This is a genomic window from Pyrobaculum sp., assembly GCF_049971835.1.
Taxonomy (GTDB): Archaea; Thermoproteota; Thermoprotei; order Thermoproteales; family Thermoproteaceae; genus Pyrobaculum.
Window position 1 is genome coordinate 1 of the sequence record NZ_JBMFKV010000040.1, and the last position, 14,553, is coordinate 14,553.

The window sequence follows — 14,553 nt, forward strand, 5'->3', positions numbered from 1 at the left end:
CTACGTAAGGATACGCGATTCGAGGACTGGCACCACTTCGAGCGCCACGATAACTGCCACGACAACCAGCTGGGTGTGGCCGAGCGCTACGGTGAGCGGCGCGATGAACGAGTGGGGCACCATCTGCGTCGACGCCTACGTCACCGGTGGCACCGGGTACATCACCAGTATCTGGATCTACGTCCACCCGCTCCCCGTTCTGTTCGCTGTGACCAGCCCCAACCAGCCCGGCGCCAACTTCGTAGACATACGCGGCACCACCGCTGGCAACTTGAAGGTCGCCATAAGCGAGGACTTCGTGGGGCTGGCGAGGGACAGCACCGTGGCGGCCACTAGGCTGAGGGGCGGGACGCTGAACACGTTCACCCTCACCCTCACCCCCACTGCGGCCCTCATAGTCGGGGCCAACGGGAACAGGGTCGCTGTGGCCCTGTTCAACGGCACCCCTGGCACAGTGTATGTAGGGCCCTCCTCGGCCTCGGCCAAATTCCCAGTCGCCCCAGGCGCGGCCATAGTCCTCAACTACACAGGCGCCCTCTACGGCTACACGACCGCGACGGGGACGGTCTACGTAATGGAGCTGGCGTACTAGCCAGGCCAGTGGACGCCCGCCCGCTTTTTAAAGAGCTGGCGCAGCACAGCCGTGCCACTGGCGGCCTCCCGCGTTTTGCCGACTGGCATATCCATGTACCCGTTCGGCAACTACTCCACTGGAGGGTCTGGCCACCTAGTCAGGTTCAACGTTTCGCAGTTCGGCAACCCCTACACCACGTTCGCCTCGTGGTTCGTGCCGAGGGCGTGGGGCGACAGGATACTGTTCGGGATGAACCTATACGATATATGGTTCTCCTGTGGCGGCGTCGGCGTCAACACGGGCTGTGCCGACGTCTACGGCCCCAGCTACTCCTTCTCCACACAGCCCTATCTTTTGGCCGTAAGCATGCCGAACACGTACCCAAACTCGGCGTACCCGCCAGTGATCTGGCTGAACGGGACGCGGACGACTCCGTCCCAGCTCTGCGGTTCTCCGTGCTCGCGGTCGGTGAACAACCCAGTTAGACTCGGAGGGTGGACGATCAATGATTTGTATAACCTGGATGGCGTAATTGCGCACTTCTTCGTCTGGAACAGACAGCTGTCGGATACGGAGGTCCAGCGGCTGTACTCCTGCGGCTGGCGGGACCCGTGCCCGCCCGCGAACGGCCTAATACACTGGATAGGGCCCGACGGTGTGGACAGGGTAGGCAACGCCCCGGTCCTCATATCGAACGCCAGGGCCAGGTGGCACAACGCCAACACGCTCGACGGCATGGTCTACGCCGAGATATACAGCGGGGCGACTACAAACAGCAAGCCACCGAGCGCGGACTACACCTTCGTCACGTCTACTCTGTTGCCCATAGACCTGGCGTGGTTCAGTGGCTGTTGGTATTGGCCACCTTCGACCTACTACGAGATCTTCAATATTTTTTACGATTGGAGGGGCGATATGATGCCATACTGGTTCATTAGACTCAGCGGTAGAAGCACTTATATAGCGTTGATATACGACTTCATGATCTACCTCCCGCAAAGCGGGACCTACACCATAGAGTGGATCAGCGACGACGGCTTCGCCCTCTACATAGATGGCAACCTCGTGATAGACAACTGGGTCTACCAGGGGCCTGCCCTAAAAAGCCAGACTGCGTCGCTGTCCGCCGGGTGGCACAGGTTCACCGTGAAGTGGTTCGAGGGTGGTGGCGCCTGGGTGCTACTTATGGGCTTGGTCATGCCAGATGGCACCCCGGTGAGGCCGCTCCTCCCCGTGTATGGCATACGGATCCGGGCCCCGACTACGCAGAGCCCGCTTACGTACGCCTCGCCTGTCGGCGCCCCCGCCAGGACCTTCCAGTACAAACCGACCAGGCTCCTGTCGCCGACTAGGTAGCTCAGCTACGGGGAGTTCTTGCTCCAGGGCCTGTAGCCTCCTCTTCTAGGGCTATCTCCACCAGCCTCCTGGCCATCTCCTCCGAGGAGAAGTTCTCCAGCGCGTACGTCCTCAGCTCGTGGGGCCTCGCCCTGAAGCCAGCGAGCGCGGCCTCGGCCACCTCCCTCGGGTCGCCGCTGGTGAGCCTCCCGTTCCAGCCGTCTACTACGTACTCGGCCATGGCGCCAGCCCTCGTGGTGATCACCGGGGTGCCAGAGAGGAACGCCTCAAGGGCCCAGAGGCCGAACACCTCGACGTAGGGCGGGAGGGGTAGCACGACCACGGCGTATGCCCTCCTCAGGAGGGACGCCTTCACGTCGTGGGGCTGGAGGCCGAGCCACTCCACCCCCGCCTCCCTGGCCCTGGAGTAGGCCAGGAGCGCGTACTCCCAGTCGGCGGAGTCGTCCCCCACGAAGGCGCACCTAAACCCCTCCGGCCTCAGGAGCCTGCACGCCTCTATGAAGTTGAGGAGGCCCTTCTCCCTCGCCGCCCTCCCGAGGAACAGCAACAGCCTCTCCCTGTCGCTGTCCCCGGCGCGGTACATCTCCTCAAGCGTGTGGCCGTAGACGTACCACGCCCTCCCGTAGAGGGACCTCAGGATCTCGGCGTGCGTCTTGGACACGCCGACTGGCTTCGGCACGTCGTGGGGCGTCTTGTACACCCCGTGGAACACCTGGACCGAGGGGGACGCCGAGGCCGCCACCTTCCCCCAGCTGTGGTCTATGACCACGTCCGCCTCCACCCTCAGCGGGGCCTCGGAGTGCTCGAACACCTCGGCGACTTCGAAAGACAGGTCCAGCCCGTACTCGTCTGCGAATACCTGCGCCACGGCCCTGCTCCCCCTCTTGGCGTAGAGCACTACGTCGTGCTTCTTGGAGAGCCTCACCGCGTCTGCAAACGCTATCATCTCAAGGCCGCCGTAGAAGGGAGGCGGCGTCGTCAGCGCCGCCGAGGAGACTATGGCTACCCTCACAGAGGCGCCAGGAGGCACATTTTTAAAGCTTAGCCCTCCGCAGAGACGTGGATCTCTTGAAGAGGGGGTTGCTCAGGTACGTCTGGAGGCGTTGCGTCTACTACCCCTGCGTCGCCCTGCACCCCATGGCGCCGCTACACGTAGTGGAGAGGGTGGCCCGGAGGCCCAGGCTGAGGGTGGTGCCGCGTTGCAGGGGCAACGGAACCGCCGAGGACCCGCCCTACGACCTCTATAAGATCTGCCACGGGTACACCGAGTTTAGAGCCGAGGAGAAGAGTGGCGACTGGCTCGTGGAGACTGCGAAGGCCACGTTTCTGTTCTACGCTGGCCTCCTCAGGCTCGTCCGCGGGAGCTCCCTCGCCCCGCTGGCGCACGCCCTCGCCACCTCTTCACTCTACTACTACGGCCTGTACAGGTGTGGCGTAGAGGCCGCGCTCCCGGGGTTCTCCCCGACTGAGCTACCGCTCAGGAGGGTGGACTGCTTCGCCTACGATCCTGGCGAGCTGTACGACCTCTTCGTAAACCACCACAGGGCAGTGCTGGCGCGCGGGGTATGAAGAAGGCGGTGGTCCTGGCGGTCCACCACCTCGAAAGCCCCCGCGCGGTGAAGATAACAGTCGACTCGTTTCTCCGCCAGGGGGCGGTGCCGGTATTTGTCTTCGACAAGCTGTCGCCAGAGGTGAGGAGGTACATGGACACGCTGAGGGGCCACGGTGTCCACTTGATCCCCATAGGGGGCTTCACGTGGATATCCACCGCGTTCTACGGCCTCGGCGCCGCGAGGGACGCTGGCTTCAGGCACGCAGTGGAGCTAGGCTTCGACTGCGTGGTGTCCTCAGACACGCACGTCCTGCTGTTGGGGGACCTCAACAGGCTCTGCGCAGACGCCCTGACTTACGGGGCCGCTCAGGGGCTGAGGCTCGACTCCCCGTTCTCCATGTGGCCACGCGTGGGCCCCGAGGCCAGGCCGTGGTACGGGCCAGTCTTTTCGATCTCTCTGAGGAACAGGGTGGACGTCTTCGACTGCCGCCTCAAGCCGTGGAGCTACGAGCCCCTCATGGCGTTCTCCTCGTCGGCGCTCAGGAGGCTGGCGGACCTCCAAGAGGGGAGGGTGATCCTCGGGAGGGGCTTCGGCGCCGAGCTCCCGGACCTCAGCATGAGCCTGTCGAGGCTCGGCTACGACGTGGCTTGCACGCCAGTGGCCTACGTCCACCGCTACTCTACCGGTAGCGAGGAGTTCTGGAGGGGGCGGTGGGACGAGCTCCAGTACAGGCTCTGGGCGGAGTCCTTCGGGGTGTATCTGGCGAAGCACGTGCCAGAGAGGTACAGGGAGAGGAGCCCCTACGCGGGCTTCGAGAAGTACGTCGCCCCGTGGCAACTAGAGATCGCAAAGCGCTTCAACGAAGTGGCCAGGCCCACAGAGGAGGTCTACAGGAGGTTTATAGAGAGCAGGCCGCGGCTCGGCTCGCCACCCGCCCTCCTCATGGAGTAGCCCCTCTCCCGCCTGCTCTGGCCAGGTCTAGGACTTTTTAAGCCACGGCCATGCCCCCCATATGTCTGAGTACACGATCGACCTCACCGAGCTGATCCAGCGCCTGTTCGGAGGCCCCACCCAGTCGCCTACCCAGACCGCCACCCCGTCTCCTTCTCCCTCGCCTACGGCGACCCCGACGCAACAGAGGGTCGAGGGGACCTACTTCTACATCAGGAGGTCGTCTGGCGACGTGAACTACGACCGCGCGCTAGTCGAGCTATTCGACGAAATGGTCCGTAGGTACATACGTAGCGGCCTGGAGTGGAAGTGCGCCTCTAAGATAGCTATAGACGTGGTCGACTCCTACCAGTACGAGGCGGGGACGGCGATGGCCCAGGACTGCAGCTACATCTACGTGACGTGGCGCAGAGACAGCGACCACAACGCGAAGCTGGCGGCGCACGAGGTGGCCCACGTCTTCCAGAGCTTCTACCTCGTAGACTGGAGCCTGCCCGGGACGTGGGTCGCGGAGGCCCTGGCCGAGGCCATGGCCCACTACATAACTGGCCAGTCGTCCTTCTGTAACGCTTACAGCCTCGTGGCGAAACAGGACCCGACCAAGACCAACGACATAAACACGTGGTACGCCTTCTGCGGCCTCTTCTACCCGTACTTCCAGTACGGCTTTAGCAAGGTAGTTAAGGCCGTGCTGTCGAAGCCCCCTGGCGTGGCGCCTACAAAAGAGAACATCTACAACATAATCTCTAGCGCGATAGGGCAGACAGCCCAGCAACCCACCCCGCAACCAACTCCATCCCAGACGACTACAGGCGAAGGTGGCGAGTATACCATCGACCTCTCGCAACTACTGGCGAACCTCTTCGGTGGCGGGGGCACCACCACGCAGACTCCCACCCAGACGCCTACGCAGACGGGCGTATGGCCCACTCCGACATACACGTCCTGGTTGGGCCCGTCGCCGACTCCCACCCAGACCCAGTACCAGCAACCGCAGTGCCCAGCTGGCACTTCGCTACTGACCCCCGACGCGTGTCTAGAGGCTGGGGGTAGTTGCGTCGTGTCTGTAGGAGGGGGCTGTTGTTGCCTCCCGCGGCAGGGTGGCGGAGACAAGACAGCGGTGAGGAGCGAGAAGATAGAAAAAGTTGTAGAGTCTGTGACACAGATCATCCCGCTGATGATCCTGGTAGAGGTCGTAAAGGCCTTCAGAGGCTAGCGCTCTTTTTTTCTGAGAAGTTTTTAACTAGTGGGTTGCTTCTGCCTATGGGGCGGCCCCTCGTCGCGTTCGACATAGACGGGACGCTTGAGGGGTTTGGCGGGGTCTTCGGGAGGCGCGAGATCTCCCTGCTCAAGAGGTACGCAGAGGTGGCGGTTGTGAGCGCCAGGGGGGACTGCGTTGCCATCGCCTCCAGCTTCGGGATACAGCGCGCGTGTTGCGCAGGTCTGCACGAGCCTAGCAAAGAGGCGTGCATGAGGAGGCTGGCCTCGGAGCTGTCTCCCACTGCGTCTCTCTACATAGCGGACCTCCCCTCGGACTTCGAGCAGGCCACCAAGGCGGGGTGGAACTGGGCAGACGCGAACCACCTCAAAGTAAACTTGGGGTGCGGCGCCGATATCAGGACCGGGTACGTAAACGTAGATCTGCGCGCGCTACCGGGGGTCAACGTAGTGATGGACATACTAGACGAGTGGCCCTTCCCCTATTCGTCTCTTGAGGAGGTGCTCGCCATAGACGTCGTGGAGCACGTGCCATGGCGCGCGCAACTGCTACTGTGGAGGCGCCTCGCGCAACACGTGAAGCCTGGTGGCAGGGTCGTCGTCAGAACGCCAGACATAGAGCTGATCTACGAAAAGGTGGTGAAGAGGAGAGACAGAAACTACGGCGGCCACGGCTTCAAGATGCTATACGAGGCCTTCAGCTTCTGGATAGGAGGGGGGCAGGACTACCCTGGCAACTTCCACTACACCTTCTTCACCCGCAACGCCCTGTCGGAGCTGGCCTCCGCCTACGGCTTCACAGCCGAGTGCGCCGACGACGGTGGTATCAACATGATCTGCACGTTAGTAGCCTCGCGACAACAGACGTAGCCCCCATATCTGTCCAGCACAGCTCCGAAAGACATCGCCCACTACCGCCTCTATTAGCTACACCACCTTTTTAACTCTGGGCCATCTTTCTATGACATGTCTGTGGAGGAGTCGAAGAAAATGTTGGATTTGTTCTCTCTGATGGTATTCGTTTCCTTCCCGACGCTGTGGCTAGTCTCCCTCACCCCCCAGGTTGTGGCGGACCTCTCCAAGGGGCGGCTCAGCGCGCAGACCGTGGAGGGGCTCTTCTCGATACTCTTCACATATGTAGGCGGCCTCTTCCTCTACAGGGTGATCGTGTCTAGGCTATGGAGGTAGTGGTGATAGCCCCTTACTACATAGCTAGAGAGGTGCCCTGTACAGAGGTCGTCTTGCTGTTTGGCGAGAGAGGGGAGGTGGACAGGCCAGCCATAGACTGCGGCTTCAACAGCGAGGAGAAGTGCGTAGAGTTCGCCGTGGCGTACGCCAGGGCTGTCCTCCACAAGACGCCCGTGGTGGTCCTCAGGAGGTGCAGGCACATAGAGGGGGCGGTATGCGTGGAGGCGGACAAAATATCGTGCTGAGGCTACCTACGTGTCCAGACCAGGCCGGGTGCAGGGTTTTGAAGATCTCGTTTTCGGAGGGCAGGTTTGTGTGCTTCGGCGCGCTGAGGAGGCCCCACGTAGAGAGGTACTCCCTCTGTCTCTTCAACACAGTGGCGAAGGAGTCGGTGAGGGTTCTGCTCAACGACGCAGATAGGGAGGTGCTGAGGGAGTTGCTAAGTTAACGTTTTAACTGGCTACCGTGTAGGTATACATGGAAGAGGTGCTGAAAGACCCCAACGTTATGGGGTACGCCTACACTTACTTCAAGAAGAAGGGGGGAGTGCTCTACAGGCTAGACAAGCCAGTGGTTGTGTTCTTCGTGAAGAAGAAGTTGCCCCCCGAGGCGGTCCCGAAAGACAGGCTAATCCCCCGGACTGTGAAAATCGGCGGGGTCGAGTACGTCACCGACGTGGAGGAAGTAGCGCAACCGTCTGCGTTTTTCAACGGTACCCAGCCAGCGCCGCCAGGCGTGCAGACCGGGAGGTTCAGGCCAGTGATAGCTGGCGTGTCGGCTGCAGCCGCCACGAGCACTGCGTGCACCATCGGTGGGATGTTCAAAGACGAGTACACGGGCCAGGAGGTCATAGTCACATGCGCCCACTGCACCGGGCGGATGGACTTCGTCTGCGAGCTGTCGAGCACCGTGGGGAACGCGTACCTCCAGCCATCCCCGGTAGATGGCGGGGCCTACCCCGGAGACGTGGTTGGGCGCGTCTCGTGGGCCTCCACGCTCGGCTCGACCGAGGTGGAGCTCGACGTGGCGAAGATCCTGCCCAACCCGGGCGTCGAGCTGGAGAACATAGTGGCCTCTCTCAACGTCCCGATAAGGGGGTACTACTTCGCCTCCCCCACGGACGTAGGCCTGACAGTGTATAAGAGTGGCAGGACCACGGGCGTAACGAGGGGCTTCCTCTACGCGCTCGGCGGAGTGGTCAAGGTGAACTACGGGGCCTGCGGCACCTCGATCGTAAAAGGCGCGATCGTGACCAGCAGGCTGATAGAGAGGGGGGACAGCGGCGCCCCGGTCATCACACCAGACGGGGGCTTGGTGGGGATAGCCTTCGCGACGTCCGACAGCTACTCCTTCCTCATGCCAGCGAGCAAGCTAGCCTCGCTAGGGCTGACCCCTGTGGTGCGCCCCAGGCCGCCAGTACAGTACCAGCTGGAGATCGTGTGAGGCGCGTCTATGGACAGGAGAGCGGATAGGCCAGGCAACGGGCTGGTGCTCCCGCCGATGTCCGTGCAGTACGAAGACGGGACCCCCTACCTCTACATCTACACTAACGATGTCTCGGTGGACTGCGGCGAGGGGGTCGTGGAGTACATGGGGAGGAGGATCCGCGTGGGGAAGTGCGAGGAGGCCGAGAGGGGGAAGAGCCACATAAAGCTGTCTCTAGAGCCTCCGGTCTAGCCATGGCCATCTAGACAGAGAGGGACGTGGGAGGTGCCCCTTCTTGACGCACTTTAAAAAAATAGAGAGAAGACAGCTCTACATGAGCAGGTTTGTCGCCTATAGCTACGTCAGAGTTGTGAAATCCGTTCTCACGAATGCTAGGCTATTGTATGAGTTTGCGGGTGAGAGGGTGGTGCGCGAAGGCTCCCTTACGGTACGCGAATTCGGAGGCTTCAGACATGTGTGGTATGACGAAAGGCTGGTTGAGGGGGATAGAGCCCCTATAGGCCCGCACAGACTCTTCGCGCTAGATGGAGAGTACGAGTTTGTCTACAAGACAGATCTGCCATATGTGGCGTTACGCTACCAGTGCAACCCCACTATTCTAGACAGAGAAAGAGGAGTTATATTAATAGGAGACGAGCGACAGTTTTTAGATCCCTACTTACGTAAGTTAGAGATCGATATAATTCCCGAACGTAATATGCCTGTCAAAGCTAGTCCTCAAGAACGCATTTCTTATGATGGCAGAATAGACTGTTTTAACGATTTTGCCAAACGGGTTGTGCGCGGAGAGTACAAGCACCTAGATGTGAGAATCGACGATGTTTTTATCGGGACTCCGTACTTTATTAGCTTCGTTCCTGCGGAGAGGGAGTCTAGCCTCCAGCCAGTTGAGTTGCAAGCTGGCAGGAGGCCTATAGGCACAGTAGCTTCTCAAATCGCTAGGGGCGAGCTTTGGGTGAAGGTTAGGAGTAGTGGTAGGGGTAGAGATGGCAGGTGGCTAAGAGCTCTGCGTGTCTGGAGCACCTGTGGCGTTACGTGGCGCGTCGTTACTGCGGACGGGGTGCTACTCGCCTCGTCTGCAGAGCCTGTAGAGGTGAGGTGGGCTGGAGAAGCTGAGGAGGAGGTTGTAGGTGTGGAATGGGAGCCTGTCAAGAACTGCGCCATCTATATAGAGACGCCCGACAAGCCTCTGGGGGATGCCCCTGGCACCTCGCCAGTTTCTACAGACCACCCCCCTCCCCTCAGCTCGTACCGTATCGTAGTTGAATATACAGGCGAGGCCGCCGTTAGGCGGGTATTGGAGCAGGGAGAGCGCGGATACTGGTCTATCGGGCTCATGTACGACTCAGGTCTCTACGAAATAAATGTCGCTAGCCTCTCGCAACCCGTCTCCATACCGATTACGTTCTACGTCAGAGAGGGGGCGAGGGACACGCCCGTGTGTGTTAAGGTGCGGGGAGGCGTGTTGCCCACAAGGGGGTTCCAGCCCCACCAGTTCAGGGTTTTCGAGTTTTTGCCTCCGCCTAGGCTGTATACGTCTGGCGAAGAGGTGTTTAACTTAGGCGTGGCGAACAGGAAGTTCGACCCGGGAGGCCCCATAACAGATATCAAGGCCCAGGCTGGAATTATCATGCTACTCGGTACGTACGTTCTCGAAGGCGTCATTACAGTGACGCCAGCAAGGCTTGGGCTGGAAGAGCCCCAACCAGAAGAAGGCGCGCTTAACGCACTGTTTTTGACATGGGTCGACTGTGAAACCGGGAGGGCGCTAGCCAGCGAAGCGCCCGTTGTGGTAAGGGTGAAGGCAGGCGGTAACCAGTTGCCACCTCCGCAGGACATAGTGGCGGTAGTCGTGAAGCCCGCTAGTGGCGTTTTCTCCCCCGGTGAATTCCCTGGTAACATCTTCCCTGTCACCGTTACGGCCTCGCGTGAAGTCGAGCTGTCTTTTGCACTCGGGGTAGGGCTGACGGAAGAAGACGCCAGGCGGAACGCTGTCGAGATCGAGCTGATAGACAGACGTGGGAACAGACACAGAAAGATTAGGGCACGCGATCTCAAGATACTCTTCAAGCTCCCGCCACGGCTGTACACTCCTGTCTACGTCTACCTGGAGCCTAGGGTGAACGGGGTTCCGAAATCGGCCAGGATGTGGAAGTTCTTCACTCCTCATATTATTATGAAGCCTATTACAAGTGGGGGCTAGCCTCTACTCTCCTGGGCCAGTTTTTCAAGCCACAAAGAAGACAGGGAGAAAAAACTACCAGCTATTTAGGTACGTCTCGATCGTAGCGAGGGCTCTGCTAATAAGAGACGTGAGCCTCTCCCGGTCGGGCCACTCGAACGTTAGGAGCTCTACTTCGAGCCGTTCGTACCCCCTCCTGTCGAACTCTACGGCGATGTAGTATATCTCTCTTTCGTAGACTTTGTATTCCGCTCTGTACTTCACCGAGTATACTACCCTCCACTCGCTTACAGACTTGGCGAGCTCTTTTATAACCTCGTCGAGGGGCCTAACACCGCTGTAGACTATGTTAAACCTGAACCAGCTTGCGTTAAACCTGGCCTGCACCGTATTGCGGTAGACGTCGATGTGTACGTCCATTTCGCCACTCTCCTTCAGCTCTACCCTCTTTTCGCTGTGTTCCCTTTTTTGCAACCTCCCAGAACTCGCCCCAGGTGCTAGTTATTCTCTCAACTCCGTCTACAGTTACCACCTTCATGAGGGAGGTAAAATAGCGAGTATTTAAATGTTTTCATTGCAGACCAGACAAAAGAGGGGTTTGTTACTTTTTGTAGATTACGATACCGAACCCCTTCCAGTACGGCGTCTCGAAGTAGGTGGCGAACGAGTGGAAGCCTTTGATCAGCTCCGCCACCTCTTTTTCGTAGAAGTAGGTGTACTGCGGAAATGGCGAGCGGTGCCACCCCCTGGGCACTGTGGCCACTACCCTCTTCCGGGCTACTCGGTACGCCTCCTCTAGACAGCGGCGCGGGTCGGGGACGTGCTCCAGGACGTCTGAGAGCACTGCGGTGTCGAAGGAGTTGTCTCTCAGCGGGAGGCTGTGGCAGTCTCCCAACACGAGCGGGGCCCCGTCTCTCGTCCTCCCTCTAAACCAGCCGAGGTCTATCCTCTCCTCGTAGAGGTCGACTACGAGATCTGGCCTCCTGTTCAGAAGGGTGAGGGTCCAGGGGTAGAGGCTCGCGCCTCCTATGTCTACTACGGAGCCGGTGGCGAACTGGAGGACGAAGAAGCCGCGGTCGGGCCACACTGCCCATCTCAACTACAGAATTAAAATCCGTTGCGTCCTGTGTCCCGTGCGTATCCTAGAGCTGAGGCGGGACTTCCTCAGCCAGAGGGGCGAGCTGTTGGAGTTGCTGGAGGCGGGGGGCTGTGTCCTCTTCTGCAGGTTCGAGCCGCGGTGGGACGGGTCGGCCCCTACTGTCTACGTCACGCGTGAGGGAGACGTGGCCGGAGTGTGTACGCCCCCCTTCGAGAGCAAGGGGGGCTACATATTCATGGGCTATATATGGGAAGTGGCCAGTAGAGCACAGCGCGTGGAGGAGGTGGAGTGCCACAGCCCCGGGCCAGAGTACAGCTCCTACGAACCCGTGGCCATAGCCTCGGTTGCGGAGGACGCCCTCAGCTACTGCAGGGCCAGGGGCAGGGCGCCTCCCCTGGCCGACCTCTACCTGGTGGCGGTGGGGTACCTGTACAGGGCGATAGGCCTGTTGCACGACGACGCGCCCATCCTCAACTACTTCATGCTACTGAGGCCGAAGACCTACTGCTCCGAGACCCGCCACCACGGGGTGGCGCTCTCGCTACTCTCGTGCCTCACGGAGTCCGAGGCGGACTGCGACAGCCCGGAGTTCGTAGTCGCTAGAGACGTCGACAGGTGGCTCGGCAGGGCTAGGTACATCGCGTACCTAGCAGAGAGGGGGGTCTTCGACTCCGAGAAGATCTCAGTCTACCGGAAGGCCAGGAGGGCTGGCTACAGGGCGCTGACGTCGCCGTGTATGGGAGGCCACCTCCTGCTAGTCAAGGTACTCTAGCGACCCCCTACACGGCTAAGGGCAGGCCCTCTACAAGGGCGGGCCAGCCGCTGGCCCTCACCCGCCTGCTACTCCTCCACTGGCGTCCTGGCTACGTGGCGACGCCCGCCAGCTGGGGGCCGCGTTACTGTTCTGTCGGTGCCGTGGAGAGGGGCGCCGTCCGCCTCCCAAGCTTGGGAGGCTCATCTTTTTTAAGACAGCTATTTTGCCTCTCTATGCGCATACACATAACCGGGGTGGCAGGCGTCCTGGGGTCGGCCCTGGCCAGGGCCCTCACTGAGGCTGGCTACGAGGTGCAGGGGAACGACGTGGTTAGGCGGGAGGAGGCATGGAGGCTCAGCGGCGTAGACGTCACCTACCTGTGGAAGGCCACGCAGGACCTGGAGTTCGAGGACCTGGCTGGCGTAGACGTCGTTATAGACGCGGGAATAGCGGTGGCCGACCGCCCGCTGGGCTTCTCAAGCCCCCTCTACACCGCCGTGAGCAACATCGTGCCCCACCTCAGGCTGATGGAGCTGGCCAGGCGCATGCCCTCTACGGTTTTCGTCCTCCCTTCGAGCTTCAACGCGCTCTACGGGCACGGCAGGTCTAAGTACCTGGAGACGCTCCTCCCCCTCCCGTCCTCCGTCTACGGGTGGACCAAGGCGGCGGCCGAGCTACTCTACCACGCGTACGCCAGGTCGTATGGCGTAAAGACGGTCATCACCCGCGTGGCCTCGTCCTACGGGCCTGGCGGGCGGGCGGACGAGCTCCCGCACAAGATGATCATATACGGTCTGAGGGGCCGTATCTTCGTCCTCAGGAGCCCGGACGCGGTGCGGGAGTGGGTCTACATAGGGGACGTCGTGGCGTTCTACAGGAGGCTGTTGGAGAGGCTGGACGAGGCGGTCGGGAAGACATTCCACGTGGCGTGCACCCCCACAGGCCCCGTGAAGAACAAAGAGTTGGCGGAGGCCGTGAGGAGGGAGGTGGGGCTTACGTACGTATACGGGGACTACGAGCCGGGCGAAACGGCGGGCGGTAGCCCGATAAGCTTCAGACCCAGTTGCAGAAGGGCTAGGGAGCTCGGCTGGAGGGCGGTTACTACCCTGGAGGAGGGGATAAGGAAGACGGTGGCGTGGTTCAGAGAAAACCTCTGGCGCTACGCCTGAGGCTTGTGCGGTTCATAGGGCGAAGACCCCCACCCTCGGCGTGGCGAAGATCAGCAGTCGCCTGTCTCCTCCAACTTCAAACAGCGTAGTAGCAACAGTTTCCGCCAGCACCTGCGCGGTTGCGGTAACCTCAAACGGGAGGAGCCTCTCCACAGACGAGATCCGCCCCTCGATGTCGATGGCCGACTGCACTTGATCTTGGCCAACCGCCATGGAGACGGAGAAGTGTTGCCGCATGCCACGGAGAATGAGGTCCCCTAGGACAGACGCCTCGCTGAAGCCCCCGTCTCTGATAACGAGCTCCGAATACCCCACCTTTGCCCGCCTCACGTGTGCTACAGAAGCCGTAGCTAAAAATTTACCATGCATTGAAGGGCGAGGGAGGAGGCCTACCCCCTTCTTTCTCCAGCCCAAGCTACTGGCTAGCAACTTTTTTAACTGGGAGAACTCTGAGCAGGCGTGAGGGTTGCCACCATGTCTTTTCATGCGTTCGAGGAGGGGCCTTTTAGAGAGATAGAGGCCAGGGCCAATTTGCCACCTGTCCCCGCTCTGGAGGTGTTTGGCCCTCCCTACGTCAAATACATGATGGTAGCGGGGGCAGAGGTCGGTAGGCTAGACAGCGAGGACGGGTCCACTGCCACCGAAACAAAAATGAGGAGGACGGCTTCGATCAACGTAGTACACACTTTCGTAGACGCCGTGTCATACCTTAATATCGTACACGAGAGGGAGGGAGGGCTAGACGCAATCTCTGCAACTCTCTACTGGCATACACACTACATCGCGCTGTAGAGACAGTATGGGCGGGCCAAGGGCTACGAGTTACCTAGCCCTCTCCCCTCCTGGAGGGGGCTAGCTCACTTCTGGAGGGAGGACGTATGAGAATTGCAGATCTGGAGTCCGGCCCCTAATCTAAAATAGTGCCACCCAAGTGCCGACTCTCTCTACCCGTTCTAAAATTTAAATACACGGGTTTTTGCCAACGGTGTGGGGCCTCGTAAGAGCCCGCATGGGGCCAGTAGCTCTGGGCTATCCCTCATACACGTCCTGGCTACAGAGTACA

The 14,553-nt window shown here is 60.4% G+C and carries 19 protein-coding genes; 15 read left to right on the forward strand and 4 right to left on the reverse strand.

Annotated features, from left to right (window positions below; translation table 11 throughout):
* Both ACP5J3_RS05220 and ACP5J3_RS05225 read left to right on the forward strand, forming a co-directional pair.
* The coding region (locus ACP5J3_RS05220; RefSeq protein ID WP_428494702.1) for a hypothetical protein at window positions 1–592 on the forward strand (592 nt) is incomplete at its 5' end.
* A 51-nt stretch (window positions 593–643) separates the two neighbouring features.
* Window positions 644–1,930 carry a PA14 domain-containing protein gene (locus ACP5J3_RS05225; protein WP_428494703.1) on the forward strand — a complete coding sequence of 429 codons (1,287 nt, stop codon included), beginning with the start codon at window positions 644–646 and terminating at the stop codon, window positions 1,928–1,930.
* A gap of 1 nt (window position 1,931) precedes the next feature.
* Here the strand turns inward: ACP5J3_RS05225 and ACP5J3_RS05230 are convergent, their stop codons facing one another.
* Window positions 1,932–2,942, reverse strand: a complete 1,011-nt coding sequence (locus ACP5J3_RS05230; protein WP_428494704.1) for a glycosyltransferase — start codon at window positions 2,940–2,942, stop codon at window positions 1,932–1,934.
* Window positions 2,943–2,989: 47 nt separating this feature from the next.
* Here ACP5J3_RS05230 and ACP5J3_RS05235 point away from each other — a divergent pair, with 47 nt between their 5' ends.
* From ACP5J3_RS05235 to ACP5J3_RS05280, 10 genes are all read left to right on the forward strand, one after another.
* Window positions 2,990–3,499 carry a hypothetical protein gene (locus ACP5J3_RS05235; RefSeq protein ID WP_428494705.1) on the forward strand — a complete coding sequence of 170 codons (510 nt, stop codon included), beginning with the start codon at window positions 2,990–2,992 and terminating at the stop codon, window positions 3,497–3,499.
* Window positions 3,496–4,434, forward strand: coding sequence for a hypothetical protein (locus ACP5J3_RS05240; protein ID WP_428494706.1), 939 nt, complete (start codon window positions 3,496–3,498; stop codon window positions 4,432–4,434). The genes ACP5J3_RS05235 and ACP5J3_RS05240 overlap by 4 nt, the downstream gene beginning before the upstream one ends.
* 61 nt (window positions 4,435–4,495) lie before the next feature.
* Window positions 4,496–5,650, forward strand: coding sequence for a hypothetical protein (locus tag ACP5J3_RS05245; RefSeq protein ID WP_428494707.1), 1,155 nt, complete (start codon window positions 4,496–4,498; stop codon window positions 5,648–5,650).
* A 47-nt stretch (window positions 5,651–5,697) separates the two neighbouring features.
* Entirely contained in the window at window positions 5,698–6,522 is an 825-nt protein-coding gene (locus ACP5J3_RS05250; RefSeq protein ID WP_428494708.1) for a class I SAM-dependent methyltransferase, read from the forward strand.
* Between the two features lie 96 nt (window positions 6,523–6,618).
* Window positions 6,619–6,840 carry a hypothetical protein gene (locus ACP5J3_RS05255; protein WP_428494709.1) on the forward strand — a complete coding sequence of 74 codons (222 nt, stop codon included), beginning with the start codon at window positions 6,619–6,621 and terminating at the stop codon, window positions 6,838–6,840.
* On the forward strand, window positions 6,831–7,085 hold the full coding sequence (locus ACP5J3_RS05260) for a hypothetical protein (protein WP_428494710.1): 255 nt from the start codon (window positions 6,831–6,833) through the stop codon (window positions 7,083–7,085). The genes ACP5J3_RS05255 and ACP5J3_RS05260 overlap by 10 nt, the downstream gene beginning before the upstream one ends.
* The gene (locus ACP5J3_RS05265) at window positions 7,079–7,288 is read left to right on the forward strand and encodes a hypothetical protein (RefSeq protein WP_428494711.1); all 210 of its coding nucleotides are present in this window, start codon (window positions 7,079–7,081) and stop codon (window positions 7,286–7,288) included. Before ACP5J3_RS05260 ends, ACP5J3_RS05265 begins: the two co-directional genes overlap by 7 nt.
* Before the next feature lie 29 nt (window positions 7,289–7,317).
* Window positions 7,318–8,283, forward strand: a complete 966-nt coding sequence (locus tag ACP5J3_RS05270; RefSeq protein ID WP_428494712.1) for a trypsin-like serine protease — start codon at window positions 7,318–7,320, stop codon at window positions 8,281–8,283.
* 9 nt (window positions 8,284–8,292) lie between these two features.
* Window positions 8,293–8,517: a hypothetical protein gene (locus ACP5J3_RS05275; RefSeq protein ID WP_428494713.1), complete on the forward strand. Its 225-nt coding sequence runs from the start codon at window positions 8,293–8,295 to the stop codon at window positions 8,515–8,517.
* Between the two features lie 82 nt (window positions 8,518–8,599).
* A complete protein-coding gene (locus ACP5J3_RS05280) occupies window positions 8,600–10,489 on the forward strand; it encodes a hypothetical protein (RefSeq protein WP_428494714.1) in 1,890 nt (629 codons plus the stop codon).
* Window positions 10,490–10,543: 54 nt separating this feature from the next.
* On the opposite strand, the gene ACP5J3_RS05285 is transcribed toward ACP5J3_RS05280, so the two are convergent.
* The gene (locus ACP5J3_RS05285; protein ID WP_428494715.1) at window positions 10,544–10,942 is read right to left on the reverse strand and encodes a hypothetical protein; all 399 of its coding nucleotides are present in this window, start codon (window positions 10,940–10,942) and stop codon (window positions 10,544–10,546) included.
* Window positions 10,943–11,069: 127 nt separating this feature from the next.
* A complete protein-coding gene (locus ACP5J3_RS05290) occupies window positions 11,070–11,555 on the reverse strand; it encodes a class I SAM-dependent methyltransferase (RefSeq protein WP_428494716.1) in 486 nt (161 codons plus the stop codon).
* 46 nt (window positions 11,556–11,601) lie between these two features.
* On the opposite strand from ACP5J3_RS05290, the gene ACP5J3_RS05295 reads away from it, so the two are divergent.
* Both ACP5J3_RS05295 and ACP5J3_RS05300 read left to right on the forward strand, forming a co-directional pair.
* Window positions 11,602–12,339: a hypothetical protein gene (locus ACP5J3_RS05295; RefSeq protein WP_428494717.1), complete on the forward strand. Its 738-nt coding sequence runs from the start codon at window positions 11,602–11,604 to the stop codon at window positions 12,337–12,339.
* Window positions 12,340–12,554: 215 nt separating this feature from the next.
* Window positions 12,555–13,490 (forward strand): NAD-dependent epimerase/dehydratase family protein, encoded by a 936-nt coding sequence (locus ACP5J3_RS05300; RefSeq protein ID WP_428494718.1) that lies wholly within the window; start codon window positions 12,555–12,557, stop codon window positions 13,488–13,490.
* 12 nt (window positions 13,491–13,502) lie between these two features.
* Here ACP5J3_RS05300 and ACP5J3_RS05305 read toward each other — a convergent pair whose 3' ends face one another.
* Complete coding sequence (locus ACP5J3_RS05305) at window positions 13,503–13,820, reverse strand: hypothetical protein (RefSeq protein ID WP_428494719.1); 318 nt, start codon at window positions 13,818–13,820, stop codon at window positions 13,503–13,505.
* A gap of 129 nt (window positions 13,821–13,949) precedes the next feature.
* Here ACP5J3_RS05305 and ACP5J3_RS05310 point away from each other — a divergent pair, with 129 nt between their 5' ends.
* The gene (locus ACP5J3_RS05310) at window positions 13,950–14,282 is read left to right on the forward strand and encodes a hypothetical protein (RefSeq protein WP_428494720.1); all 333 of its coding nucleotides are present in this window, start codon (window positions 13,950–13,952) and stop codon (window positions 14,280–14,282) included.
* The last annotated feature ends 271 nt before the right edge of the window (window positions 14,283–14,553 follow it).

Excerpts from the sequence above, each read along its gene's own strand:
- ACP5J3_RS05240 (WP_428494706.1), top strand. The coding sequence starts at position 3,496 with ATGAAGAAGGCGGTGGTCCTGGCGGTCCACCACCTCGAAAGCCCCCGC.
- ACP5J3_RS05245 (WP_428494707.1), top strand. The coding sequence starts at position 4,496 with ATGTCTGAGTACACGATCGACCTCACCGAGCTGATCCAGCGCCTGTTC.
- ACP5J3_RS05250 (WP_428494708.1), top strand. The coding sequence starts at position 5,698 with ATGGGGCGGCCCCTCGTCGCGTTCGACATAGACGGGACGCTTGAGGGG.
- ACP5J3_RS05255 (WP_428494709.1), top strand. The coding sequence starts at position 6,619 with ATGTCTGTGGAGGAGTCGAAGAAAATGTTGGATTTGTTCTCTCTGATG.
- ACP5J3_RS05260 (WP_428494710.1), top strand. The coding sequence starts at position 6,831 with ATGGAGGTAGTGGTGATAGCCCCTTACTACATAGCTAGAGAGGTGCCC.
- ACP5J3_RS05270 (WP_428494712.1), top strand. The coding sequence starts at position 7,318 with ATGGAAGAGGTGCTGAAAGACCCCAACGTTATGGGGTACGCCTACACT.
- ACP5J3_RS05275 (WP_428494713.1), top strand. The coding sequence starts at position 8,293 with ATGGACAGGAGAGCGGATAGGCCAGGCAACGGGCTGGTGCTCCCGCCG.
- ACP5J3_RS05280 (WP_428494714.1), top strand. The coding sequence starts at position 8,600 with ATGAGCAGGTTTGTCGCCTATAGCTACGTCAGAGTTGTGAAATCCGTT.
- ACP5J3_RS05300 (WP_428494718.1), top strand. The coding sequence starts at position 12,555 with ATGCGCATACACATAACCGGGGTGGCAGGCGTCCTGGGGTCGGCCCTG.